The sequence below is a fragment of the Pseudoxanthomonas sacheonensis genome (genome assembly GCF_010093305.1).
In the GTDB taxonomy this organism is placed as follows: domain Bacteria; phylum Pseudomonadota; class Gammaproteobacteria; order Xanthomonadales; family Xanthomonadaceae; genus Pseudoxanthomonas_A; species Pseudoxanthomonas_A sacheonensis.
Genome location: NZ_PDWS01000020.1, coordinates 42,150 through 63,206 on the forward strand (window position 1 = coordinate 42,150; position 21,057 = coordinate 63,206).

The following is a 21,057-nucleotide window of genomic DNA, read 5'->3' on the forward strand; positions in this document are numbered from 1 at the left end:
GGCGACCTTCGTCAAACTGAGCTACCTGGTCGCAGCCATGCTGTTCCTGCTGGGCCTGCAGCGCATGGCCTCGCCGATGACCGCGCGCAGCGGCATCCGCTGGGCAGGGCTGGGCATGCTGATCGCCACCGCCGCCACCTTCCTGCTGCCCGAGCTGCACAACCATCTGCTGATCTTCACCGCAGTAGCCATCGGCACCGCGGCGGCATGGATCTCGGCCAATCGCGTGGCCATCACCGACATGCCGCAGATGGTGGCGCTGTACAACGGCATGGGCGGCGGCTCGGCGGCGGCGATCGGCGCGGTGGAACTGCTGCGCTATTCGTCCATGGGCGGCTCGCCTTCACGGGTGACCCTGGTGCTGGCGGTGGTGGGCGCGCTGATCGGCGCGGTGTCGCTGTCGGGTTCCATCATCGCCTGGGCCAAACTCGATGGGCGCATGGACAAGCGCTACACGTTCGCGGGCCAGCAGTGGTTCAACGCGCTGGTCGCGCTGGCGGCGGTGGTGCTGGGCGTCATGGCAATCTGGACGCTGGGCACGCCGTGGATCATCGCTTTCTTCATCGTCGCGCTGGCGCTGGGCATCCTGATGACCCTGCCCATCGGCGGCGCCGACATGCCGGTGGTGATCTCGCTGTACAACGCGTTCACCGGCCTGGCCGTGGCCTTCGAAGGTTATGTGCTGGGCATCGAAACCCTGATCATCGCCGGCATGATGGTCGGCGCGGCCGGCATCCTGCTGACGCGGCTGATGGCCAAGGCCATGAACCGCCCCATCAGCGGCGTGCTGTTCTCCAGCTTCGGTCCCGGCAGCGGCGAAATGCAGGAAATCAGCGGCTCGCAGAAGCCCATCGAAGCCGGCGACGTGGCGGCGATGATGGCCTTCGCCGAACGCGTGGTGATCGTGCCCGGCTACGGCCTGGCCGTGGCCCAGGCGCAGCACAAGATCTGGGAGCTGGCGCAGCGGTTGATGGAGCGCGGGGTGAAGGTGAAGTTCGCCATCCATCCGGTCGCCGGGCGCATGCCGGGGCACATGAACGTGCTGTTGGCCGAAGCCGGCGTGCCCTACGACCTGATCGCCGACATGGACGACATCAATCCCGAATTCCCCAACACCGACGTGTCGCTGGTGATCGGCGCCAACGACGTGGTCAATCCGGTGGCCAAGACCGATCCGGCCTCGCCCATCTACGGCATGCCCATTCTGGACGTGGTCGATTCCAAGAACACCATCGTCATCAAGCGGGGCAAGGGCACCGGTTTCGCCGGCATCGAAAACGCGCTGTTCTATGCCGACAACACGCGCATGCTGTATGGCGACGGCGCGGAAATGGCCAGCGCGTTGGTGAGCGAACTCAAGGCGCTTGATGGCGGCCATTAGCCCGCCTTGTAGAGCCGAGCTTGCTCGGCTGCCCTTCGCGGCGATCCAGAAAAGCGGCCGAGCAAGCTCGGCTCTACAAAGCGTCGGAAATTTCAGCGCGCGGCTACGGCCGCTACCACCAGCGCCACCGACATCCACACGCGGTCCACCATGTGATTGGCCAAACCGGCCAGCGTCCAGGCGTAGTCCATACCCAGCTTGAGCGCTGAATCCCATGGGTTCAGTCCCATGGAGAAACCGATCTGCGTGGCCGCGACGCCCCAATTGGCCAGCACCAGGATAGCTACCGTCGCCAGTACTGCCAGCAGCGTGCGTGCCGCGCCGCGCGGCATTCCGCCCAGCCGCAGCATCACGGCGGCATCCAGCGCTCCCAGCACGGCCATCCAGCCGCAGGTCCTGCCGGTGTACACCGACAACATGATCCAGACCACGGTGAAGCAGAGTCCCCCCAGGAGCAGCATCACCGGGGCCAGCCAGCGTGCGGGGCGTGTGTTGGGTTGGGCTTCTTGCATCGGGGCTCCGTGGTGACGGCATAGGATACGGGTCGCCGCGCAGGAGCGTGAGGAAAAAGCGCCGCATCGTCGGCACCGCAATGGCGGCCATCCGCGGTTTGTCCGCTCCGGAACACTCCGTTGCCCTCACCAGATCGCCTCGCCCCGCTGCGCAGCGGGCAGGCGGGCTAAAATGACGGCTTGCGCCAGCCCGCGCGGCCCCCATCTGGTTGTCATGTACTCCCGTAGCAGCGAACCGGTCCAATTCGAGCGCGATTGCGCCGCCGTCCTGGTGCCCCAAGGCGACAGCGTCACTTTGCCGGCGGGCAGTTTCGGCTACATCACCCAGGCGCTGGGCGGCAGCTATACGGTGTTCGTGGAAGGCAACCTGTTCCGCATCGCGGGGGTGGACGGCGACGCCATAGGCAAGGAGCCGGCCGAATCGCTGAGCCTGCCCGAGAACGCCAGCGACGAAGAGGTGGAGCAGCTGGTCTGGAAACAGCTGCGCACCTGCTTCGATCCGGAGATCCCGTTCAATATCGTGGACCTGGGCCTGGTTTACGAAGCCAACCTGCGCCATCGCGGCGACGGCCAGCGCGAAGTGGAGGTCAAGATGACCCTGACCGCCCCCGGCTGCGGCATGGGCGAGATCCTGGTCGACGACGTGCGCAACAAGCTCGAGCTCATCCCCACCGTGGCCGAGGCCGATGTCGAACTGGTCTTCGACCCGCCGTGGGGCCGGCACATGATGTCGGAAGCGGCCAAGCTGGAAACGGGAATGCTTTGAGGCTCGCCCAACAGCTTTGACAGGCCCCGGGCCGCGCAATGCGGCTCCGTGACGCAGCATGCAAACGGTTCCATTACCGGACTCTGCTCACACGGCCTTCACGCCGCAAGGCCGGTTAGTAACATTTGAAACCGGTTACCGTCACATTTAGAGATATCTGCGCTCGATTCGGTGAGATTCCTCACCGGAATGTCTTGTGCGCATACCGTACGCCCGGTTAGGTTCGGCTCAGGATGCGCTTTCGGCGTATCCCACCAGCGGAAACGGCCGTACCCACCCTTGCTCCAAGCCACGGCCGTTCCCGAAGCAGCCGCGTTAGCGGCACCACTCACTTGTAGAGGGAACTTCAATGTCAGATGTCTCAAAGCGTCGTCTGCGTATGCATGTGCTGGCCAGCGCCACCGCTATCGCAATCTCCTCGATGTGCGCGTTGCCCGCCATGGCGGCAGGCCGCGTTGATGTCAGCGGGCTGCATTCTCCCGAGCAGAACAGCTTCGACCGGTTCATCGTCAAATACCGCGACGGCAGCACCGAGCGCGTCAGCGCGGCGTCGCTGGACAGCGCGCTGCGATCGGCGACCCGCGCCGTTCCTGCCAAGGCGGGCCGCGCTCTGGAAGTAAGGCAGCTGCGCCGCCTGGCGGTAGGCGCCGATGTCGTGCGTTCGGACCGCAAACTGGACCGGGTGGAAGCCGAATCGCTGATGCGTCAGTTGGCCAGCAACCCCAACGTGGAATACATCGAAGTCGACAAACTCAACAAACCTTTCTTGACCCCCAACGACACCAATTACAGCCAGCAGTGGGGCTACCAGGACTCCGACGCCGGCATCCGCGCCAACGAAGCCTGGGACGTCACCAGCGGCGCCGGCTCCGTAGTCGCGGTGCTCGACACCGGCATCACCAACCATAGCGACCTCAACGCCAACATCCTGCCGGGTTACGACTTCATCATCGACACCACCGTGTCCAACGACGGCAACGGCCGCGACAGCGATCCCAGCGATCCGGGTGACTGGGTCACCGCCAACCAGTGCGGCGGCGTGCATGCCGCGCAGAACTCCAGCTGGCACGGCACCCACGTGGCCGGCACGGTCGCGGCGGTGACCAACAACGCCAAGGGCGTGGCGGGCGTGGCCTACAGCGCCAAAGTCGTTCCCGTGCGCGTGCTGGGCACCTGCGGCGGTTACGACTCCGACATCGCCGACGCCATCACCTGGGCCTCCGGCGGTACGGTCAGCGGCGTTCCGGCCAATGCCAACCCGGCCGAAGTGATCAACCTCAGCCTGGGCGGTTCCGGCGCCTGCGGTTCGACCACGCAGACGGCGATCAATGGCGCGGTCGGCCGCGGCACCACCCTGGTCATAGCGGCGGGCAACGACAACACCAACGTGTCCAACGCTTCGCCGGCCAATTGCGCCAACGTGGTGGCGGTGGGTTCGATCACCAGCACCGGCGCGCGTTCGAGCTTCTCCAACTACGGCGCGGGCGTGGATATCGCCGCTCCGGGTTCGACCATCATGTCCACGCTCAACACCGGCACCACCACACCGGGTTCGGAAACCTACGCCAATTACAGCGGCACCTCGATGGCGACTCCGCACGTGGCCGGCGTGGTGGCGTTGATCCAGGCCGTCTCGGCCACGCCGAAAACCCCGGCGCAGGTCGAAGCGTTGCTGAAGAGTTCGGCGCGTCCGTTCCCGTCCACGCCCTCGCAGCCGATCGGCGCCGGTATCGCCGACGCCAAGGCGGCGGTGGATGCGGCCGGCGGTGGCGGTGGCAACGTCAATCCGGTGGCCAACTTCACCTCCTCGGCCAGCGGGCTTACCGTCAGCTTCACCGACACTTCCACCGACAGCGACGGCACCATCGCTTCGCGCAGCTGGAATTTCGGCGACGGCACCACTTCCACGGCCACCAACCCCAGCAAGACCTACTCGGCCGCAGGTACCTACACCGTCACCCTGACGGTGACCGACAACGGCGGCGCCACCAACACCAAGACCAGTTCGGTCACGGTGAGCTCGGGCGGTGGTGGTACCGTGCTGCAGAACGGCGTGCCGGTAACCGGCCTGGCGGCAGCGGCGGGCGCATCGTTGAACTACACCATCGTAGTGCCGGCCGGCGCCAGCAATCTCAACATCGCCACTTCCGGCGGAACCGGCGATGCCGACCTGTACGTCAAGTCGGGCAGCGCGCCCACCGACACGGTCTACGACTGCCGTCCGTACAAGTCCGGCAACGCCGAGACCTGCACCTTCGCCACGCCGACCGCAGGCACGTACTACGTCCGCCTGAAGGCTTACTCGGCCTTCTCCGGCGTCAGTCTGACCGGCAGCTACACCACCGGCGGCGGTGGCGGCACGCAGACCTACACCAACGGCACCGATGTGGCCATCGGCGACAACACCACGGTCAACAGCCCCATCACCGTCTCCGGCCGCAGCGGCAGCGGACTGGCCAGCACTTCGGTGGCGGTGAATATCGTGCACACCTACATCGGCGATCTGAAGGTGGATCTGGTGGCTCCCGATGGCAGCGTGTACGTGCTTCACAACCGCAGCGGCGGCAGCGCCGACAACATCAACTCGACCTACACGGTGAACCTGTCGAGCGAAGCATTGAACGGCACCTGGAACCTGCGCGTGAACGACAACGCCGGTGGCGATACCGGCTACATCAACAGTTGGAGCGTCACCTTCTGATCGAAGGCCGCCAGGAAGGCGAGTGGAAACCCCGGCGCGAGCCGGGGTTTCTTTTTGTCTGCGGGAGGAGTCTTTTCTGTTGCCATTGATGTTGTTCCTCTCCCCTTGTGGGAGAGGATGCCCGAAGGGCAGGAGAGGGGAGCGTGAGCGCAGCGAGCGTGCTTTGTTTCCGTCTCCGGGGTGCTAAGTACAAGCCGGAAGATCAAAAGCAGACCCTCTCCCGCAAGGGGAGAGGGGAAAGAAGTTGCGGCATCCCCTACTAAATCAAGATGTTCTCGCTTTATTCTTGACGCATCAATCCGCAGCTTCGAAACGATTGGCGGAAACGTTCTTGCGCACCTTGGCCGGGTCCCAGATGCGCCCGTTCATGGCGATGTAGACGCCAGCGGGCAACGACTGCACTGCGCCCACCGCGCAACCGATGTTGAATTCGGCGTCGGAGCCGCGGAAGCGCGCGGGGTTCAGCGCGCCGGTCAGCACGATCGTCTTGCCTTCGATGCTGGACAGCACCTTGGCGGTGGCGACCATGCTGTCGGTGCCGTGGGTGATCAACACGTGCCGCGCGGACTGCGCGGCGATGGTGTCGCGCACCAGTTCGCGGTCGGCGTCGCTGATGTGCAGCGAATCCTTGCGGATGATGGGGATCACATTGAAGCGGAACGCCACCCCCAACTCCTGCAGGATGCGGCCGATCTGCGGATCGCCCACCTGGAAGTCGGACTTGTCGTCGAAGTAGATCTTGTCGATGGTGCCACCGGTGGTGACGATCAGCAGTTCTTCCATTTCGCTTACTCCTGCGCGCTCCCGGCCGTTCCGGCCGCGCTCGCTTCTTCGGGTGTGGTGAGGCGGTAGTCGCCGTAGAGTTCGCACAACTGCAACCATTCGCGGCTGTGCGGAGGCATGACTCGGCGCGCGCCCTCGATGCTGCGGCTGAAAGTACAGCGCGCCGGCGCATTTTCTTCTTCGCTGTCGAGGTCGGCGCCCACTTCGACCATGAAATCCATGTCGTCGTAGTCCAGCGTGCCGGTGCGCCCGTGCAGGCGGTAGGCATGGTATTCCCACGAACAGCAACTGGCGCGGCCGGCCTCGACCAGATAGCCGTCGATCACCGACAGTTCGGAATAGCCGCCACTGAAGAAAAGTTCCAGTTTCCCTGTGCTGCGATCGATGCGGTAAAGCTCGCCTTCGCAGTTCGGCCCGGCGCCGCACATGCCACGCACCTCGACTTCGTGATAGCCGTCGCCGTCGATATCGACCAGGCTGGCGCTGCCCATGGTCGTGTACTCGGTCTCCACTTCCACGGTTTTCTGGTCGGTCCGGCCGTCCCTGGTTCGGGCGCGCATCAGGTAGCTGCGGATTCCCTCTTTGTCGCATACCGTGGCTACCGACAGCGTCGATCGGTCCGCGTTGGTAGCCACCTGTTCGGCGACCGGTTCGCAGTTCTCGTCGGCGCGGACCTGCGGGGCGAAAATCAACAGGGCAAGGACCGCCAGAACAGCGGGAACGCGCGCAGAAGCGATCATGCGCCGCCTGCCGTTTTCTTCTTGCCGAACCGCGCGCTGACGCCCGGCCAATTGCCGGCCATGATGATCATGACCGCCAATACGACCTCGGTAAGCGCATAGGCGCGCTCGGCAGGCAAGGTATAGGCTTCCATCACCCCATGGCTGAACCAGAACAGGCCCAGTACGCCGGCCCAGAACACGGCCTTGGCGTTGCCGCGCAGCACACCGACCAGCAACAGCAGCGGCGGCAAGGTGAAGAAGATCATCGCGGCCACACGCAGCTTGCTGTCGTGGAACCACACAGAGAACAGCACCGACAGTGCGAACAGCGACAATGCCAGGACCACGCGCGACGCCTTCATGCCGCCGGCCCCAGACGCCTGGCGATCTCCGCCACTCGCCGGCCCAGCGCACGGGCCAGGATCGCTTCTTCCTCGCTCAATTGCGGGTCGTCCGCCAGGCCGGCCACGTGGCTGGCGCCGTAAGGCGTACCGCCGCCGCGCGTAGTGCTCAGAGCCGGCTCCGTGTAAGGAATGCCGACGATCACGCAGCCGTGGTGCAACAACGGGACCTGCATGGAAAGCAGCGTCGATTCCTGTCCGCCATGCTGGGTAGCGGTGGAGGTGAAAACCCCTGCAGGTTTGTCCACCAGCGTCCCGCTGGCCCATTCGGCGCCCAGGCCATCGATGAAATGTTTGAGGGGAGCGGCCATGTTGCCGAACCGGGTAGGGCTGCCCAGCACCAGTCCGGCGCATTCGGCCAGGTCGCGCGCCTGCACGTAGGGGGCGCCTTCCTCCGGTTCCGGCGGCGAGGCCTGTTGCGTCACCGCGGCCACCGGCGGCACGCTGCGCAGGCGCGCGGCCATGCCGGCGACTTCGCCGACGCCGCGCGCGACCTGCTTGGCCAGCCGCGCCACCGACCCGCCGCGGCTGTAGTAGAGCACCAGGATTTCCGGCATGGTCCCGCCCGATCGTTGCAATGGCGCCTAGTATCGGCGATGTCGCCGGCTCCGCGCATCGGGTAACCTTCCGGCAATGGAACCATTGGATTCGTTGAACCGTTGGAGCGAACGCATGCGTGATCGCGCGCGGGCCGGCACTTTCGCCCGCTTCCTGGCCCGGCGCTTCCTCGACGACCGCCTATTCCAGGCCGCCGCCGCGCTGGCCTACACCACGATTTTTGCGCTGGTGCCGCTGGCAATGGTGGTGTTCGGAGTGCTGTCCGCATTTCCCGTGTTCGATGAATGGAGCAAGCAGCTCACCGACTATGTTTTTTCCAACTTCGTACCTAGTGCCGCAAGTTCGGTGTCAGGGTACATCGAGGAGTACTCGGCCAACGCAAAAAAGCTGACTGTCACTGGCGTAATCGCTCTGGTCATATCGCTGTTGATCACCTTGAACAGCGTGGAAACCACCTTCAACCATATCTGGCGTGTGGGCAGTTCGCGCCCCCGATTGGGGCGCTTCCTTGTGTACTGGACAGTGCTCACTCTGGGCGCAATGGTGGCGGCCGCCTCTCTGGCGATTTCCGCTCGCTTCTTCGCACTACCTGTCTTCGCCACCACTACCGGCTATGTACTGCAGACCTTGAGCGTCAGTCTGGCGCCGGTATTGATCGAACTCGGTGCCATCACGGCTATCTATCGTGTCGTACCCCATCGCACCATTAAGCTCCGCTATGCCTTGGCCGGTGGCCTGGTGGCCACACTGCTGTTGGAGCTGATTAAGTGGGGGTTAGGGATTTATCTGGGCAGTTTCGATTCTTACGAGAAGATCTACGGAGCCGTCGCCGTCGCACCCATCCTGCTGCTGCTATGGATATATCTTTGCTGGGTCGCGATCCTGCTCGGCGCTTCTTTCGCCTCGGCCATATCGGCGTTCCGCTATCAGCCGGCGTCCATGCGGCTGCCGCTGGGATACGAGTTCTACGCATTGCTCCGCCTGCTCGGGCGCTTCGACGAAGCGCGCGCGGAGGGGCGGGGCCTGCACAGCGACCAGATACTGGAGATGGAGCCCATCCTCACCGATTCCCTGGCGCAGCAGCTTCTGTGCCAGTTGGGCGACATCAATCTGCTGCGTCGCGACGAACAGGGCGAGTGGCTGCTGGCGCGCGATCTGGACGACATGACCCTGGCCGAGCTGTACGAGGCCTGCCAGCTGCGCGTTCCGGTGGCCGAGGCGCGCCTGCCTTGCCACGACGACCAGTTGGGTATCGCGGCCAGGAACGCTCTGGACGAACTGCGCGTTCCCCTGCGCGTACTGTTGAAGCGCAGGGTCAGCGATCTCTATGCGAACGAAGGCGATAGCGGAGCGTAAAATCCAGGCCATGGAATCCGGAACCATGAAATCCAAGACGATGCTTTGCGGCGCGCTTCTCCTGTTCGCCCTGGCGGCGTGCAAACGCGACGCAGAGGCGGCCCCGGTTGCGGCGACTCCGCCGGTCGTGCCGGACGCCACCGCGCCCGATGCCGTTTCTTCCAGCCATGCGACCGCAGAGGTTCCGGTGCTGAAAATCGAGACGGTGGAAGGGTCCGCTTACGAACTTGCGGCGCATCGCGGCAAGTGGGTGGTGGTCAACTTCTGGGCCACCTGGTGCGCGCCCTGCATCAAGGAAATGCCCGAGCTGTCGGCGCTGGACAAGCAAAGGGAAGACATAGAAGTCGTGGGCCTGGCCTACGAAGAGATAGAGCCGCAGGCCATGCGCGATTTCCTCAAGACGCGCCCGGTGGTCTATCCCGTCGCCATCCTCGACGTCTACAACCCGCCCAAGGATTTCGCCACGCCGCGCGGCTTGCCCATGACCTACCTGATCGCGCCGGACGGGAAGGTGGCCAAGCAGTTCCTGGGGCCGGTAACGGCCAAGGAAATAGAAACAGTAGCCGCTTCGGCCGGTTCGCCCAAAGCTGCGAAGTAATGTCATGCCGGCGTCGCGGTTCTGGGTGAGCGGCAAGGTGCAGGGAGTCTTCTTCCGTGCCTCCACTCGCCAGCAGGCGTTGCGCCTGGGCCTGTCCGGCAGTGCGCGCAACCTTGTCGACGGGCGGGTGGAAGTGATCGCCGCGGGCGATGAGGAGTCGCTGGAAACGCTGTCGCGCTGGCTGCACGAAGGCCCTCCTGCAGCGGATGTTGTGGAGGTCGTGCGAGAGGACTGGGAAGGGCCGGTGGCACCGGGTTTCCGCGTCGCCTGAGTGGCGATGGCTTCAAAAATGTTTGGATTTCTGGGCGGAACACAGTTGGAGCCCCTCTCCTGCTTGCGGGAGAGGGTGCCGAAGGCGGGTGAGGGCATATCGGAGCCAATTAACTGGGTATCCGACCTCACGACGAGTGTGGGATTGGACTCCCTCGCCAGACGCACCACTGGCAACACCGACACGGCGGCTTCGCTCGCACCCTCATCCGGCCTGTCGGCCACCTTCTCCCGCAAGCGGGAGAAGGACGCGACTGATGGATTTTTGCGACTGCTCAAAAAAACAGGGCGCTCTTTAGGCGCCCTGTTCCTATTCCGTGTTCCTAACCAGAACTATTGCAATCCGTTGCCTACCGTCTTGGCCAATGTGCCCTGCGCATCGTCGCCGCTGAATTCCCAGAAGAAAGCGCCGCCCAGGTTCTGCGCTTTCACATAGTTCATCTTCTCGGTGACCATCGCCGGCGTGTCGTAGCTCCAGAAGGTGTTGCCGTCGTACTTCCAGGTCGCGCGCGCATTGGCGTCGGTGTAGATCGTGCCCGGACGGTCCTTGAGCACCTTGTAGTCCTCGTTGCCCGCTTCGTAGGTGCCAGGCGCCGCGCTGCCGGTCTGGTACAGGCCGTTGTTGACGTTGGGCACATTGGTCCAGCCGCGGCCGTAGAAGCCGATGCCCAGGTTCAACTTGCTTGCGGGCACGCCGCGGGCCAGGAAGGCCTCGATCGCATCGTTGCTGTTGTAGAACTTCACATCGCCGGTGGAAGGGTCGTTGGGCGAAGCGAACAGCGCCGAATGATGGTTGGTCCTCGGTTCCCAGGTGCCGTGGAAGTCGTAGCTCATCACATTGATGAAATCCAGGTGCTGCGCGTATTGCCCGGGGTCGGTGGCTGCGATCTTGTCGACGCCAGCGCCCGAAGCGATGGTCAGCAACAGGCCGGGACGCACCAGGTTGAGCTGGCGGCGGAACTCGGCCAGCAAGGCGGTGAAGTTGGCGCGGTCTTCGGCGCCGCCGCAGGAGAGGCCGCAGGCATTGGGGTATTCCCAGTCGATATCGATGCCGTCGAACACACCGGCTGCCGCACCCGTGCCGCCTGCGTTATCGGTGACGGGCAGGTTGCCGCGGATGTAGGCATTGACGCAGGAGGTCACGAAGGCCACGCGATTCTCCGGACGCGCCGCACTTGCGAACCCGCGCGACCAGGTCCAGCCGCCCAGCGAGATCAGCACCTTGATGTTGGGGTACTTGGCCTTGAGCTGCTTGAGCTGGTTCCAGTTGCCGCGCAGCGGCTGGTCCCAGGTATCGGCGACGCCGCTGACGCTTTCGGCCGCGCCGAAGGCCTTGGTGTAGTCGGCGAACGCATCGCCGCCCGCGCCGGTGGACTCGTTGGAAGGAATGGTCAGGCCGACTTCGCAGACGTTGTTGCGCACGTTGCCGAAGGCGTAGTTGATGTGGGTCAGCTTGGCCGCCGAACCGCTGGTGTCGATGTTCTTGACCCGGTAGTTGCGCCCGTAGATGCCCCATTGCACGAAATACCCCAGCACGCGCTTGTTGCCGCCGCCACCGCCGGGGCTGGTGGTCGCGCTGATCTGTGCGCTTTGCGCCGAAGCGTTGCCTGCGTTGTCGCGCGCGCGAACACGATAGGTGTAGGCGGTGGCCGCGGACAGGCCGCTGTCGGTATAGCCCGGGCTGGTGGAAGACCCGACCAGGCTGCCGTTGCGGTAAACATCGTATCCGGCCACGCCGCTGCCGCCGGCGTTGTCGGTCGAAGCGGTCCACGTCAGGTTGACGCTTGAAGAGGTCACCGACGGAGCAGCCAGGCCAGCAGGCACGCTGGGCGCAGTGGTGTCGGGCGAAGTCACCGGATTGACCGTGATATTGGCCAGCGCGGACGTACCGGTGGCGCCGGCGTTGTCGGTGGCCACGGCCTTGATCGCGTAGTTTCCAGCGGCAACATTGCTCCAGCTGACGCTGTACGGAGAGCTTGTGTCCACGCCCAGCGAGGTAGTGCCGCGGAAGAACTGCACCTGCGCCACAGTGCCGTCGCTATCGGCGGCATTGGCCGAAACGGTGATCGAAGCGCCTGCGGTATAGGTCGCGTTGTTGGCCGGGGAAGTCAGTGAGACGGTCGGCGATTGGTTGGTGCCGCCGGTGCTGCATGTACCCAGATCCAGGTACCAACCGCAACTGGGGCAATGGGTGGGCGGCGCGTTCCAGATGGCGATCTGCGCTTGATAGAGCTTGCCCTGGTAAACCAGCTTGTCGCCGGGGTTGTAGATGGTGGCTGCGTTCCATTCGGCCACTCCCGTGCAACTGACGCTTTGCGCCTGCGCCTGTGCAGGCGCTATCCAGGCCGCCAGCAGACAGCCGGACAGCAGGGCTTTCATCACTCTAGTGCTCATGGTGCGTTCTCCAGATACCTGACGGTGAGGATCGACGCAGACGCGCAACGGCGTCTGCGATTCGCTTGCGCGCGGCGATACGGCTGCGGCGCGTTTGTTCCCTCAGGCAAGAACCACAAGAGTGTCGCTGGATGCCGCAAGCCCGTGAACGGTGCGCCCGCATACGGTGTGCGGCGCTGTCGGGCGGGTCCGACACTGGTGGGCAACGTCAGTGGTGTCAAGGCACCGCATGCTGATATTGCAGTCATCGTCACATTAAGAAATGCAGTGCTTCCTGTGCATGTCCGCACAATTCGGAATCGATGCTGCGTACGCGCCACGATCTGTCCTTGTGTTGTCCCTTGCAGACAGTGAAAGGACACGAATTGACTGGATGAAATCCACCCTGGCGCAACTCAAGGACGCATTCAGCCAAACCAGGGCTCACGCCTGCAAACAACCACGGCCGGCAACCGTGGGAGCGGCGTCCCGCCGCGAGCTTCTGGACAGCTTGGGAAGAGGCGAAGAGCTCGCGGCGGGACGCCGCTCCCACGGTCACTTCTGAACGCGTGGCCGGTCAATCGTCGGCGTCGAACGCTGCGATCGGTTTGATCACGCTGAAGCGTTCCTTCAACGGCTTGCTCTTCAACGCCGGAAAATCCAGCTGCGCATCCGGCACCTGCGTGTCCGGCAACCGATGCAGCAGGTCGCTGATCAGGGTAAGCCGTCCCCGTCGCTGATCGTTGAAATCGACCAGCGTCCAAGGGGCGTGCCGGGTGTGCGTGGCCTTCAACATGGCTTCGCGCGCCTTGGTGTAGTCCGCATACTTCGCCTGCGCCTGGACATCGATGGGCGACAGCTTCCAACGCTTGAGCGGATCCTCCCGGCGTTCGGCGAAACGTTCCTCCTGTTCGGACTGGTCCACTGTCAGCCAGTACTTGAACAGCAGGATGCCGTCGTCGACCAGGAGCTGTTCGAAAACCGGCGCCTGCTTCAGGAAAGCCCGGTACTGGCCGTCATCGCAGAAACCCATCACCCTCTCGACGCCGGCGCGGTTGTACCAGCTGCGATCCAGCAACAGAATCTCGCCCGCCGCAGGCAGATACGGCACATACCGCTGGAAATACCATTGCGTGTTTTCCCTCTCGCTGGGCTTGCCCAGCGCCACGACGTGGCATTGGCGCGGATTGAGGTGCTCGGAGATCGCATTGATGACGCCGCCCTTGCCGGCGGTGTCGCGGCCTTCGACCACCACCACCACGCGTTTGCCGGAGTGCTGCAGCCAGCGCGACATGTCCACCAGTTCAAGCTGCAACGGCTCGAGCAGCTTCTCGTATTCCTTGCGCTTGAGCTTTTTCATTTCCTCGTTTTCCTGCGGCCGACGGCGTGGGTGTCGGCCATGGTGCGGGCTACTTCCAGCAATGCGCCCTGTTGGCGGGTGTTGAGCGCGCGGTAGGCCGCCAGAAGATCGTGCTCGCCCTTGGTCCGAGCCGGATCGAAGGTGCTGGCCAGTTCCGACAGCAACGCGCCGGCGGGCACGCCGAAGGTGCGCGCCAAGGCGTTGATCTGCTCCTTGCCCGGAAGCTTGTCGCCGTTCAGCCAGGCTTTTACCGTGGCCACGCCCGCACGCGGAATCGCCGTGGCGATGTCGGTAGCGGTGAGGCCGCTGGCCTTGGCCAGCAGTTGCAGCGTGTTGAGCGGCATGCGTTCACTCCTTCAAACGGGGGCGCAGGGTGGCCAGGTTGCAGGGCTTGGTGCGTGCGTCCAGCTGTGCGCGGATGATCCTTTCCCAGGCGGTTCTGCAGGCCGAAGTCGAGCCAGGCAGACAGAACACGAACGTGCCGTTGGCCAGGCCCGCGAACGCGCGCGACTGCAACGACGAAGTGCCGATTTCATCGAAGCTGATCGCGCGGAACAGTTCACCGAAGCCCGGCATTTCCTTGTCCAGCAGCGGCAGCAGCGCCTCGGGGGTGGAGTCGCGGCCGGTGAAGCCGGTGCCGCCGGTGACCAGCACGCCGTCCACGCCGTCGTCGGCGATCCATTTCGAAACCAGCGCGCGGAGCCGGTAACGGTCGTCAGGCAGCAGCGCGCGTTCGGCCAGGCGGTGGCCTTCTTCTTCGAGCGCAGCCACCAGATAGTCGCCCGACTTGTCGTCGGCCAGGGTGCGTGAATCGGAAACGGTCAGCACGCAGAGTCGCAGGGGAATCAGGTCGGGTTTGGCGGTCATGTTGCGAAGCCTAACCTATGAGGGCAGCGAACCAGTAATTCGTCAGCGGCGAGTCTGGGATGCCGCTCGTGGTAAACCCCGGATACCGTTTGTGGTGAGCCTGTCGAACCACGCTCTTCGCAAGATAAAGATTCGGAAGGAATCGCTTTCTGCTCCAAAAGCGTGGTTCGACAGGCTCACCACGAACGGTTTGTTTGCATCCTTGTTTGCAGAGTGACCGCGGGCATGTCGGGCATATGGATATGAGTCGGCGGCTTGCCGGAAACTAATCCTGCAGATGCAACCGAAAACGCAGCGTGCCCTCGTAAGGCTCCCAACCCATGTGCCGGTACAGCGACTGGGCGCTGCGGTTGTCCGGGTCGGTTTCCAGTTCCAGCCGGATCGCGCCGTCGGCCCGGGCGAAATCGGCGGCTGCCTGCAGCAACGCGCGGGCGATGCCCTTGCGACGGGCCGAGGCATGCACGTAAAGGTCGTTGAGAATCCAGGAGCGCGCGGCGCGCACGGAAGAGAATGAGGGAAACAACTGGGTGAACGCGACCGACTTGCCGTCGAGTTCGGCCCGCAGGATCACCGACTGCCCATGTTGCAAGCGTTCGCCTATGAAGCGGCGAGCCAGCGCCGGATCGGAGGGTTGCTGGTAGAAGGTGCGGTAGAGATCGAACAATGGCGCGATCGCATCCGCATCGTCCACCGTAGCGCGCCGAATCGCGATACCCATGCATTCCCCAGTAGGTCGGGGCTACGCCCCCGACGCAAGCGGTCCCTGGAGTCGGGGGCGTAGGCCCGACTTACGCGGTCTCGGTCAAGCGGGCCAGTTCGTCGGCCTGGTGTTCGCGGCTCAGGCGTTCCAGCAATTCGTCCAGGTTGCCCTGGATGATGTTGGGCAGATCGTACAGCGTGAGGCCTTCCACGCGATGATCGGTGATGCGTCCCTGCGGGAAATTGTAGGTGCGGATGCGCTGGCTGCGGTCGCCGCTGCCGACCTGCAGCTTGCGCGATTCGGCCTGGGCCGCGGCCTGCTTGCTGCGCTCGGCTTCCAGCAGCTGCGCCTTCAGCCGCTTCATCGCATGTTCGCGGTTGGCGTGCTGCGAGCGCGCGGTCTGGTTCTCCACCACCAGGCCGCTGGGAATATGGGTGATGCGGATCGCCGATTCGGTCTTGTTGACGTGCTGGCCGCCGGCGCCGGAAGAGCGGAAGGTGTCCACCTTCAGGTCGGCCGGATTGATCACGACCTCTTCCACTGCGTCGTCGTCGGGAATGATGGCTACCGTCGCCGCGGAAGTATGGATGCGGCCTTGCGATTCGGTTTCCGGCACGCGCTGCACGCGGTGGGTGCCGGATTCGAACTTGAAACGCGAGAACGCTCCGCGCCCGCTGATCTTGGCCACGATCTCCTTGTAGCCGCCGTGCTCGCCGGGACTTTCGGATTCCACTTCCACTTTCCAGCCCTGGCGTTCCGCATAGCGCGCGTACATGCGGAACAGATCGCCGGCGAAGATCGCCGCTTCGTCACCGCCGGTGCCCGCGCGCACTTCCAGGAACAGATCGGCGTCGTCGCGCGGATCCTTGGGCACCAGCAGCAGGGAAAGTTCGTCTTCCAGCCGCACCAGGCGCGCTTGCGCGTCGGTGATTTCCTCTTCGGCCAGTTCGCGCATTTCCGGATCGTTGCGCAGGGCTTCGGCCGCAGCGAGGTCGCGTTTGGCGTTGGCTTCTTCTGCCAGCGCGACGGTTACCGGTTCCAGCTGCGAGAACTCTCGCGAGTATTTGCGGAAACGCTCGTTGTCGGCGACCACGCCCGGGTCGGACAACAGTCGTTCGAGTTCTTCGCGGCGTTCGGCCAGCGCTTCGAGTTTACGGCGCAGGGTCGGCGTCATTTTCTTTCTTGAGGTGGGAATAGGGCGCCTGCGCCGGGAACAGCTTGTCCGCGGCGTGCGCCAGATCAGCATCGCCGGACAGGGCCGCCTCGCGCAGGGCGGCGGTCGGCGGATGCAGCAGGCGATTGGTCAGGGTGTGGGCCAGGAAGTCGAGCACTTCTTCGGCATCGCGGCCGTTGGCCAGTTGCTGGCGGGCCTTGGCCAGCACGTCTTCGCGCGCGGCGTCGCCGTGCGCGCGCAGGCGCTTGAGGGGTTCCTGGCGTGAACTGGCGTGCAGGTTCTCGATGTAACGCGCGACCTGCAGTTCGATGATCGCCTCGGCGGCTTCGGCGGCCTCGCGGCGGCTGCGGCGGTTGTCTTCCACCGCGCGCTCCAGGTCATCGACGGTATAGAGGTAGGCGTCGTCCAGTTCGGCCACGCCGGGCTGGATGTCGCGCGGCACCGCCAGGTCGAACAGCAGCATCGGCTTGTGCTTGCGCCGGGCCAGCGCCGCGGCCACTTGCGCATGCGTGAGGATGGGTTCGCGGCTGGCGGTCGCGGAGAACACCACGTCGGCTTCGGCCAGATGCCTGTCCAGTTCCGTGAGCGGCAGGGCATAGCCGCCATGGCGCGTGGCCAGATCCTGCGCGTGCGAGAGAGTGCGGTTGGCGATCAGCAGTCGGCGCACCTTGCCTTCGCTCAGGTGGCGGGCGGCCAGTTCGATGGTTTCGCCGGCGCCGATCAGCAGCACAGTGGATTCGTCCAGACGCGCGAACGAGTTCTGCGCCAGCCTCACCGCGGTGGAGGCCACCGAAACCGGATTGGCGCCTACGCGGGTATCGGTGCGCGCACGCTTGGCCACGGCGAAAGTCTGCTGGAACAGGCGGTCCAGGACGTTGCCCAGCGCGCCATTCTCGCGTGCGGTCACCCAGGCTTCCTTCACCTGGCCCAGGATCTGCGGCTCGCCCAGGACCATCGAATCCAGCCCGGTTGCCACCCGGAACAGATGGCGCACAGCGTCCGCGTCGCTGTGCCGGTACAGATAGCCGTCCAGGCCCTCGGCATGCGTAGTCAGCCAGTCGCTGAGCGTCCGGTCATTGTCGGCGATGGCGTACAGCTCGGTGCGGTTGCAGGTGGACAGGACCGCGGCTTCGGACACGTCGGGCAGCGCGCGCAGGGAAGACAGGGCCGCAGGCAGGGCGGCCGCGTCGAACGCGACGCGCTCGCGCAGGCCGACCGGCGCGGTCTGGTGATTGAGTCCGAGTACCCACAACGTCATCGTTCAGGTGCTTGCGCTAAGCTTCTGGCCATTCGAAGGTCGCCATTTTACGGCCCGGCTCGCTTACATGCCCGCAATGATTCGTATCACCGTCGGCGTATTGCTGTTCCTGTTGCTGGCGCCGCCTCTGCTGGCCGCCCCCGCAGTCCGGAAACCACCGCCGGGGAAGCCGTCTCCGGATGCGCTGACCCCGGTGCTGGCGGGCGAATTCGCCTTGCAGGCCGGCCAGCTGCCCGATGCTTCCCGCTGGTATCTGCAGGCCGCCCAGGCCGACGACGACGCCGGCCTGGCCGAGCGCGCCACCCGGATCGCCCTGCTGGCCAACGACGACGCCAGCGCGACCCGGGCGTTGAAGCTCTGGCGCCAGCGCGCGCCGCAGTCGCTGGCCATGCGCGCCGCCGAGGCCGCCTTGGCCCTGCGCAAGAACGATGCCCCCAGCGCCCAGCGCGAACTGGACGCGCTGCTGCGCGACAAGGACGACATGGGCTGGCGCTATGCGCTGACGGTGCTGGGCAGCGGCGGCCGCGATCCGGCTTTGTCGGCGCGGCTGCTGGACGGTTTGGTCGACACCGGCGCCATCCCTGCGAAACTGCAGGCATGGCTGGCATTCGGCGGATTGGCGCAATCGCTGGAACAGCCGAAGCTGGCCGAGCGCATCGTGGGCGAAGCGGTGAAGCGCTTTCCGAGCGAGCCCCGCGTCGCCTTGCTGCATGCCAGCCAGCTTCGCCAGGCCGGCGATACCGAGCAGGCGCGCAAGATACTGGCCGGATTGTCGAACGCCGCCGTGCTGGCGCCGGAACTGCGGCTGGCCATCGCCGTGGAATACGACGCGCTGGGCGACCCGGCGCAGGCGGCGGCCACCTTGGCCCGCGGCCCGCAGGACAACCAGACTTACGGTCTGCGCGCCTCGCTGCTGGCCAAGGCCGAAGACAACATGACGCTGACCGTGCTTTACGACGAGTTGCGCAAGGACGCCAGCAAACCGGACCCCGAACGCCGCTTGCTGATAGGCCAGATCGCGCAATTCCTCAAGCGCCCGCAGGAAGCGCTGGAGTGGTACCGCAGCGTGCCTGGCGGTCCGCAGCGTACCGAAGCGCGTCTGCGTATCGCCAACGCTTTGTTCGAGTTGGGCCGCAAGGAAGAAGCCTTCGCCGACGCGCGCGCGCTGCAGAGCGACGCCGGCGCCGACGATGAGGCACGGCGCGGCGCCTATCTGCTGGAAGCGGAATTGAAGCAAAAAGACGATGACGATGCGGGCGAACTGGACGTGCTGGCGCGTGGGCTCGCCGCCTATCCGGACGACAATGCGCTGCTGTATGCGCGCGGCCTCGCCTGGGAGCGGCGCGACCGAATCGACCGCGCCGAAGCCGATCTGCGCAAGATCCTGGTCACCGATCCGGAGAACGTCGCCGCGCTCAACGCGCTCGGCTATACCCTGGCCGATCGCACCACGCGCTATCAGGAGGCGCTGGAGCTGATCGACCGCGCGCGCGCCGCCGAACCCGACGAAGCCGCGATCATCGACAGCTACGGCTGGGTGCTCTACCGCCTGGGCCGCAATGACGAGGCGCTGGTCGAACTGCGCCGCGCTTTCACTCTGCAGAAGGACGCGGAAATCGCGGCGCACATAGCCGAGGTGCTGTGGTTCACCGGCAAACAGGAGGAAGCGCGCAAGTTCTTCGAGGAGTCGCGCAAGCTGGACGCCGAGAACCGCTCGCTGCAGCGGGCGCTGGAGAAGACCGGCGCATGATTTCCCTGGCGCGTTTCACTGCCGTGGCCGTGTCCTCGCTGCTGCTGGCCGCCTGCGCGACGCGGGCGCCGCAGGCCTCGCTGCCGCCGCCGTTGTCCGCACCCGCGGAGATACAAGCCGCCGAAAATGCCCAGGCCCAGCGCGCGGCCTGGCTGAACGGGCACCCGCAGTGGTCTTTCGAAGGTCGCGTGGCCATCAACAACGCTGGCAAGGGCGGCAGCGGCAGGATCGACTGGCGGCAGGACGGGCCTCGTTATGTGGTTTCGCTGAGCGCTCCTGTGACCCGGCAGAGCTGGCGGCTGACCGGCGACACGCATTCGGAAGCCGGGCGGCTGGAAGGTCTGGAGGGCGGCCCGCGCGAGGGCGAGGACGCCGAAGCCCTGCTGCTGGAAGCCACCGGCTGGGACATACCGGTCAACGCGCTGGCGCGCTGGGCCCAGGGCCTCTCCGCTGAGGGCATGCCGACCGAGAACCAGGCCTTTTCCACCGAGGGCCGTTTGCAGACGATCGAGCAAGCCGGCTGGCGCATCGACTACCGGGAGTGGTTCGACGCCGTGGACCAGCAGCCGCAGCTGCCGCGCAGGATCGAGGCGCAGCGCGACCGGGCGACGGTCCGGCTGATCGTGGACAGCTGGGATTTCAGCCCGCAATGAGTCCGTTCGCCGTGGAACAAGGCTGGTCCGAATGGCCGGCGCCCGCCAAATTGAACCTGTTCCTGCAGATCACCGGCCGCCGGCAGGACGGCTACCACCGGCTTCAGACCGTATTCCGGCTGCTGGACTGGGGCGACACCCTCCATCTGCGCGTTCGTGGCGATAGCGTGGTCGTCCGGCACGGCGAGTCGGCTAAAGGCGTCGCCGAGGCGGACGATCTGGCGGTGAGGGCCGCTAGATTGCTGCAATCGGAAGCTAAAACCATCCAAGGTGCGGACATCTCCGTCGAAAAGCGCATCCCTGCAGGCGGAGGTTTCGGCGGGGGATCCTCCGATGCCGCCACCGTCCTGGTTGGCCTGAACCATCTGTGGGGGCTGAACTTGAGCCTGGATCGGTTGGCCGCCCTTGGGTTGCAACTGGGCGCCGACGTTCCGGTCTTCGTGCGCGGTGAGAATGCCTGGGCAGAAGGGGTGGGCGAGGAACTGACCCCGATCCGGCTTCCTTCTGCCTGGTACGTGCTGGCCGACCCCGGGATTCATGTGCCCACCAGGGACTTGTTCCAAGCCCCTGATTTGACGCGCAATGCTGCACCCGCGAAAATAGCCGACTTCGTTTCGGGAAATTCGCTCGGCAATGCGTTCGAGCCGGTCCTGCGTCGTCGCGAACCCGCCATAGAGGCCGTGTTCGCGACGCTCTCGCGGATCGGCACGCCACGCCTCACCGGGTCCGGCAGCGGTTGTTTCGTGGAATTCAGTGATCGCGCTTCTGCCGAAGCGGCGCTTGCCGGATTGCCGGAAGGATTGCGCGCGTGGATCGCGGCGGGCGTGGACCGCTCGCCGTTGCACGTTTCCCTGGCGAAGTCGTTTTAGACAGC

20 protein-coding genes and 1 pseudogene are annotated in these 21,057 nt (G+C 65.1%); 9 read left to right on the forward strand and 12 right to left on the reverse strand.

Annotated elements, in window-relative coordinates; translation table 11 throughout:
- Positions 1 to 13 precede the first annotated feature (13 nt).
- Positions 14 to 1,381 (forward strand): annotated as a pseudogene (locus CSC73_RS15505) (NAD(P)(+) transhydrogenase (Re/Si-specific) subunit beta); the annotation flags it as partial.
- A gap of 92 nt (positions 1,382 to 1,473) precedes the next feature.
- Here the strand turns inward: CSC73_RS15505 and CSC73_RS15510 are convergent.
- Positions 1,474 to 1,893 carry a hypothetical protein gene (locus CSC73_RS15510; protein WP_163842045.1) on the reverse strand — a complete coding sequence of 140 codons (420 nt, stop codon included), beginning with the start codon at positions 1,891 to 1,893 and terminating at the stop codon, positions 1,474 to 1,476.
- A 214-nt stretch (positions 1,894 to 2,107) separates the two neighbouring features.
- On the opposite strand from CSC73_RS15510, the gene sufT reads away from it, so the two are divergent.
- Entirely contained in the window at positions 2,108 to 2,659 is a 552-nt protein-coding gene (sufT, locus tag CSC73_RS15515; protein WP_163842048.1) for a putative Fe-S cluster assembly protein SufT, read from the forward strand.
- Positions 2,660 to 3,008: 349 nt separating this feature from the next.
- On the forward strand, positions 3,009 to 5,360 hold the full coding sequence (locus tag CSC73_RS15520) for a S8 family serine peptidase (RefSeq protein WP_163842051.1): 2,352 nt from the start codon (positions 3,009 to 3,011) through the stop codon (positions 5,358 to 5,360).
- 294 nt (positions 5,361 to 5,654) lie between these two features.
- On the opposite strand, the gene CSC73_RS15525 is transcribed toward CSC73_RS15520, so the two are convergent.
- Genes CSC73_RS15525 through wrbA form a run of 4 tightly spaced genes read right to left on the reverse strand, consistent with a single transcriptional unit; the run spans position 5,655 to position 7,823 of the window.
- Positions 5,655 to 6,143: an asparaginase domain-containing protein gene (locus CSC73_RS15525; RefSeq protein WP_163842053.1), complete on the reverse strand. Its 489-nt coding sequence runs from the start codon at positions 6,141 to 6,143 to the stop codon at positions 5,655 to 5,657.
- A 5-nt stretch (positions 6,144 to 6,148) separates the two neighbouring features.
- Complete coding sequence (locus CSC73_RS15530) at positions 6,149 to 6,883, reverse strand: hypothetical protein (RefSeq protein WP_163842056.1); 735 nt, start codon at positions 6,881 to 6,883, stop codon at positions 6,149 to 6,151.
- A complete protein-coding gene (locus tag CSC73_RS15535) occupies positions 6,880 to 7,227 on the reverse strand; it encodes a DUF2069 domain-containing protein (RefSeq protein WP_163842059.1) in 348 nt (115 codons plus the stop codon). Before CSC73_RS15535 ends, CSC73_RS15530 begins: the two co-directional genes overlap by 4 nt.
- Positions 7,224 to 7,823 (reverse strand): NAD(P)H:quinone oxidoreductase, encoded by a 600-nt coding sequence (gene wrbA, locus CSC73_RS15540; protein WP_163842062.1) that lies wholly within the window; start codon positions 7,821 to 7,823, stop codon positions 7,224 to 7,226. The genes CSC73_RS15535 and wrbA overlap by 4 nt, the downstream gene beginning before the upstream one ends.
- Positions 7,824 to 7,899: 76 nt before the next feature.
- Between wrbA and CSC73_RS15545 the strand changes: the two genes are divergently transcribed.
- Genes CSC73_RS15545 through CSC73_RS15555 form a run of 3 tightly spaced genes read left to right on the forward strand, consistent with a single transcriptional unit; the run spans position 7,900 to position 10,049 of the window.
- The gene (locus CSC73_RS15545; RefSeq protein ID WP_163842065.1) at positions 7,900 to 9,180 is read left to right on the forward strand and encodes a YihY family inner membrane protein; all 1,281 of its coding nucleotides are present in this window, start codon (positions 7,900 to 7,902) and stop codon (positions 9,178 to 9,180) included.
- Between the two features lie 25 nt (positions 9,181 to 9,205).
- The gene (locus CSC73_RS15550) at positions 9,206 to 9,778 is read left to right on the forward strand and encodes a TlpA family protein disulfide reductase (RefSeq protein ID WP_163842068.1); all 573 of its coding nucleotides are present in this window, start codon (positions 9,206 to 9,208) and stop codon (positions 9,776 to 9,778) included.
- A 4-nt stretch (positions 9,779 to 9,782) separates the two neighbouring features.
- Complete coding sequence (locus CSC73_RS15555) at positions 9,783 to 10,049, forward strand: acylphosphatase (RefSeq protein WP_163842072.1); 267 nt, start codon at positions 9,783 to 9,785, stop codon at positions 10,047 to 10,049.
- Between the two features lie 332 nt (positions 10,050 to 10,381).
- On the opposite strand, the gene CSC73_RS18605 is transcribed toward CSC73_RS15555, so the two are convergent.
- The 7 genes from CSC73_RS18605 to hemA form a co-directional block, all read right to left on the reverse strand.
- Positions 10,382 to 12,442: a glycosyl hydrolase family 18 protein gene (locus tag CSC73_RS18605; protein WP_425502335.1), complete on the reverse strand. Its 2,061-nt coding sequence runs from the start codon at positions 12,440 to 12,442 to the stop codon at positions 10,382 to 10,384.
- Between the two features lie 556 nt (positions 12,443 to 12,998).
- The gene (gene ppk2 / locus CSC73_RS15565; protein ID WP_163842075.1) at positions 12,999 to 13,781 is read right to left on the reverse strand and encodes a polyphosphate kinase 2; all 783 of its coding nucleotides are present in this window, start codon (positions 13,779 to 13,781) and stop codon (positions 12,999 to 13,001) included.
- Positions 13,778 to 14,125, reverse strand: a complete 348-nt coding sequence (locus tag CSC73_RS15570; protein WP_163842078.1) for a hypothetical protein — start codon at positions 14,123 to 14,125, stop codon at positions 13,778 to 13,780. Before CSC73_RS15570 ends, ppk2 begins: the two co-directional genes overlap by 4 nt.
- 4 nt (positions 14,126 to 14,129) lie before the next feature.
- Complete coding sequence (gene moaB / locus CSC73_RS15575) at positions 14,130 to 14,648, reverse strand: molybdenum cofactor biosynthesis protein B (protein WP_163842080.1); 519 nt, start codon at positions 14,646 to 14,648, stop codon at positions 14,130 to 14,132.
- A 265-nt stretch (positions 14,649 to 14,913) separates the two neighbouring features.
- Positions 14,914 to 15,366 (reverse strand): GNAT family N-acetyltransferase, encoded by a 453-nt coding sequence (locus CSC73_RS15580; RefSeq protein WP_163842082.1) that lies wholly within the window; start codon positions 15,364 to 15,366, stop codon positions 14,914 to 14,916.
- A gap of 70 nt (positions 15,367 to 15,436) precedes the next feature.
- Entirely contained in the window at positions 15,437 to 16,522 is a 1,086-nt protein-coding gene (gene prfA, locus CSC73_RS15585) for a peptide chain release factor 1 (RefSeq protein WP_163842084.1), read from the reverse strand.
- Positions 16,500 to 17,780: a glutamyl-tRNA reductase gene (gene hemA / locus CSC73_RS15590; protein WP_163842087.1), complete on the reverse strand. Its 1,281-nt coding sequence runs from the start codon at positions 17,778 to 17,780 to the stop codon at positions 16,500 to 16,502. The genes prfA and hemA overlap by 23 nt, the downstream gene beginning before the upstream one ends.
- Positions 17,781 to 17,847: 67 nt before the next feature.
- Here hemA and CSC73_RS15595 point away from each other — a divergent pair, with 67 nt between their 5' ends.
- Genes CSC73_RS15595 through ispE form a run of 3 tightly spaced genes read left to right on the forward strand, consistent with a single transcriptional unit; the run spans position 17,848 to position 21,052 of the window.
- Entirely contained in the window at positions 17,848 to 19,530 is a 1,683-nt protein-coding gene (locus CSC73_RS15595) for a tetratricopeptide repeat protein (protein WP_163842090.1), read from the forward strand.
- Positions 19,527 to 20,183 (forward strand): lipoprotein insertase outer membrane protein LolB, encoded by a 657-nt coding sequence (lolB, locus tag CSC73_RS15600; RefSeq protein WP_163842092.1) that lies wholly within the window; start codon positions 19,527 to 19,529, stop codon positions 20,181 to 20,183. The genes CSC73_RS15595 and lolB overlap by 4 nt, the downstream gene beginning before the upstream one ends.
- Positions 20,180 to 21,052, forward strand: a complete 873-nt coding sequence (ispE, locus tag CSC73_RS15605) for a 4-(cytidine 5'-diphospho)-2-C-methyl-D-erythritol kinase (protein WP_163842095.1) — start codon at positions 20,180 to 20,182, stop codon at positions 21,050 to 21,052. The genes lolB and ispE overlap by 4 nt, the downstream gene beginning before the upstream one ends.
- The last annotated feature ends 5 nt before the right edge of the window (positions 21,053 to 21,057 follow it).

Excerpts from the sequence above, each read along its gene's own strand:
- CSC73_RS15510 (WP_163842045.1), bottom strand. The coding sequence starts at position 1,893 with ATGCAAGAAGCCCAACCCAACACACGCCCCGCACGCTGGCTGGCCCCG.
- sufT (WP_163842048.1), top strand. The coding sequence starts at position 2,108 with ATGTACTCCCGTAGCAGCGAACCGGTCCAATTCGAGCGCGATTGCGCC.
- CSC73_RS15520 (WP_163842051.1), top strand. The coding sequence starts at position 3,009 with ATGTCAGATGTCTCAAAGCGTCGTCTGCGTATGCATGTGCTGGCCAGC.
- CSC73_RS15525 (WP_163842053.1), bottom strand. The coding sequence starts at position 6,143 with ATGGAAGAACTGCTGATCGTCACCACCGGTGGCACCATCGACAAGATC.
- CSC73_RS15530 (WP_163842056.1), bottom strand. The coding sequence starts at position 6,883 with ATGATCGCTTCTGCGCGCGTTCCCGCTGTTCTGGCGGTCCTTGCCCTG.
- CSC73_RS15535 (WP_163842059.1), bottom strand. The coding sequence starts at position 7,227 with ATGAAGGCGTCGCGCGTGGTCCTGGCATTGTCGCTGTTCGCACTGTCG.
- wrbA (WP_163842062.1), bottom strand. The coding sequence starts at position 7,823 with ATGCCGGAAATCCTGGTGCTCTACTACAGCCGCGGCGGGTCGGTGGCG.
- CSC73_RS15545 (WP_163842065.1), top strand. The coding sequence starts at position 7,900 with ATGGAACCATTGGATTCGTTGAACCGTTGGAGCGAACGCATGCGTGAT.
- CSC73_RS15550 (WP_163842068.1), top strand. The coding sequence starts at position 9,206 with ATGAAATCCAAGACGATGCTTTGCGGCGCGCTTCTCCTGTTCGCCCTG.
- CSC73_RS15555 (WP_163842072.1), top strand. The coding sequence starts at position 9,783 with ATGCCGGCGTCGCGGTTCTGGGTGAGCGGCAAGGTGCAGGGAGTCTTC.
- CSC73_RS18605 (WP_425502335.1), bottom strand. The coding sequence starts at position 12,442 with ATGAGCACTAGAGTGATGAAAGCCCTGCTGTCCGGCTGTCTGCTGGCG.
- ppk2 (WP_163842075.1), bottom strand. The coding sequence starts at position 13,781 with ATGAAAAAGCTCAAGCGCAAGGAATACGAGAAGCTGCTCGAGCCGTTG.
- CSC73_RS15570 (WP_163842078.1), bottom strand. The coding sequence starts at position 14,125 with ATGCCGCTCAACACGCTGCAACTGCTGGCCAAGGCCAGCGGCCTCACC.
- moaB (WP_163842080.1), bottom strand. The coding sequence starts at position 14,648 with ATGACCGCCAAACCCGACCTGATTCCCCTGCGACTCTGCGTGCTGACC.
- CSC73_RS15580 (WP_163842082.1), bottom strand. The coding sequence starts at position 15,366 with ATGGGTATCGCGATTCGGCGCGCTACGGTGGACGATGCGGATGCGATC.
- prfA (WP_163842084.1), bottom strand. The coding sequence starts at position 16,522 with ATGACGCCGACCCTGCGCCGTAAACTCGAAGCGCTGGCCGAACGCCGC.
- hemA (WP_163842087.1), bottom strand. The coding sequence starts at position 17,780 with ATGACGTTGTGGGTACTCGGACTCAATCACCAGACCGCGCCGGTCGGC.
- CSC73_RS15595 (WP_163842090.1), top strand. The coding sequence starts at position 17,848 with ATGCCCGCAATGATTCGTATCACCGTCGGCGTATTGCTGTTCCTGTTG.
- lolB (WP_163842092.1), top strand. The coding sequence starts at position 19,527 with ATGATTTCCCTGGCGCGTTTCACTGCCGTGGCCGTGTCCTCGCTGCTG.
- ispE (WP_163842095.1), top strand. The coding sequence starts at position 20,180 with ATGAGTCCGTTCGCCGTGGAACAAGGCTGGTCCGAATGGCCGGCGCCC.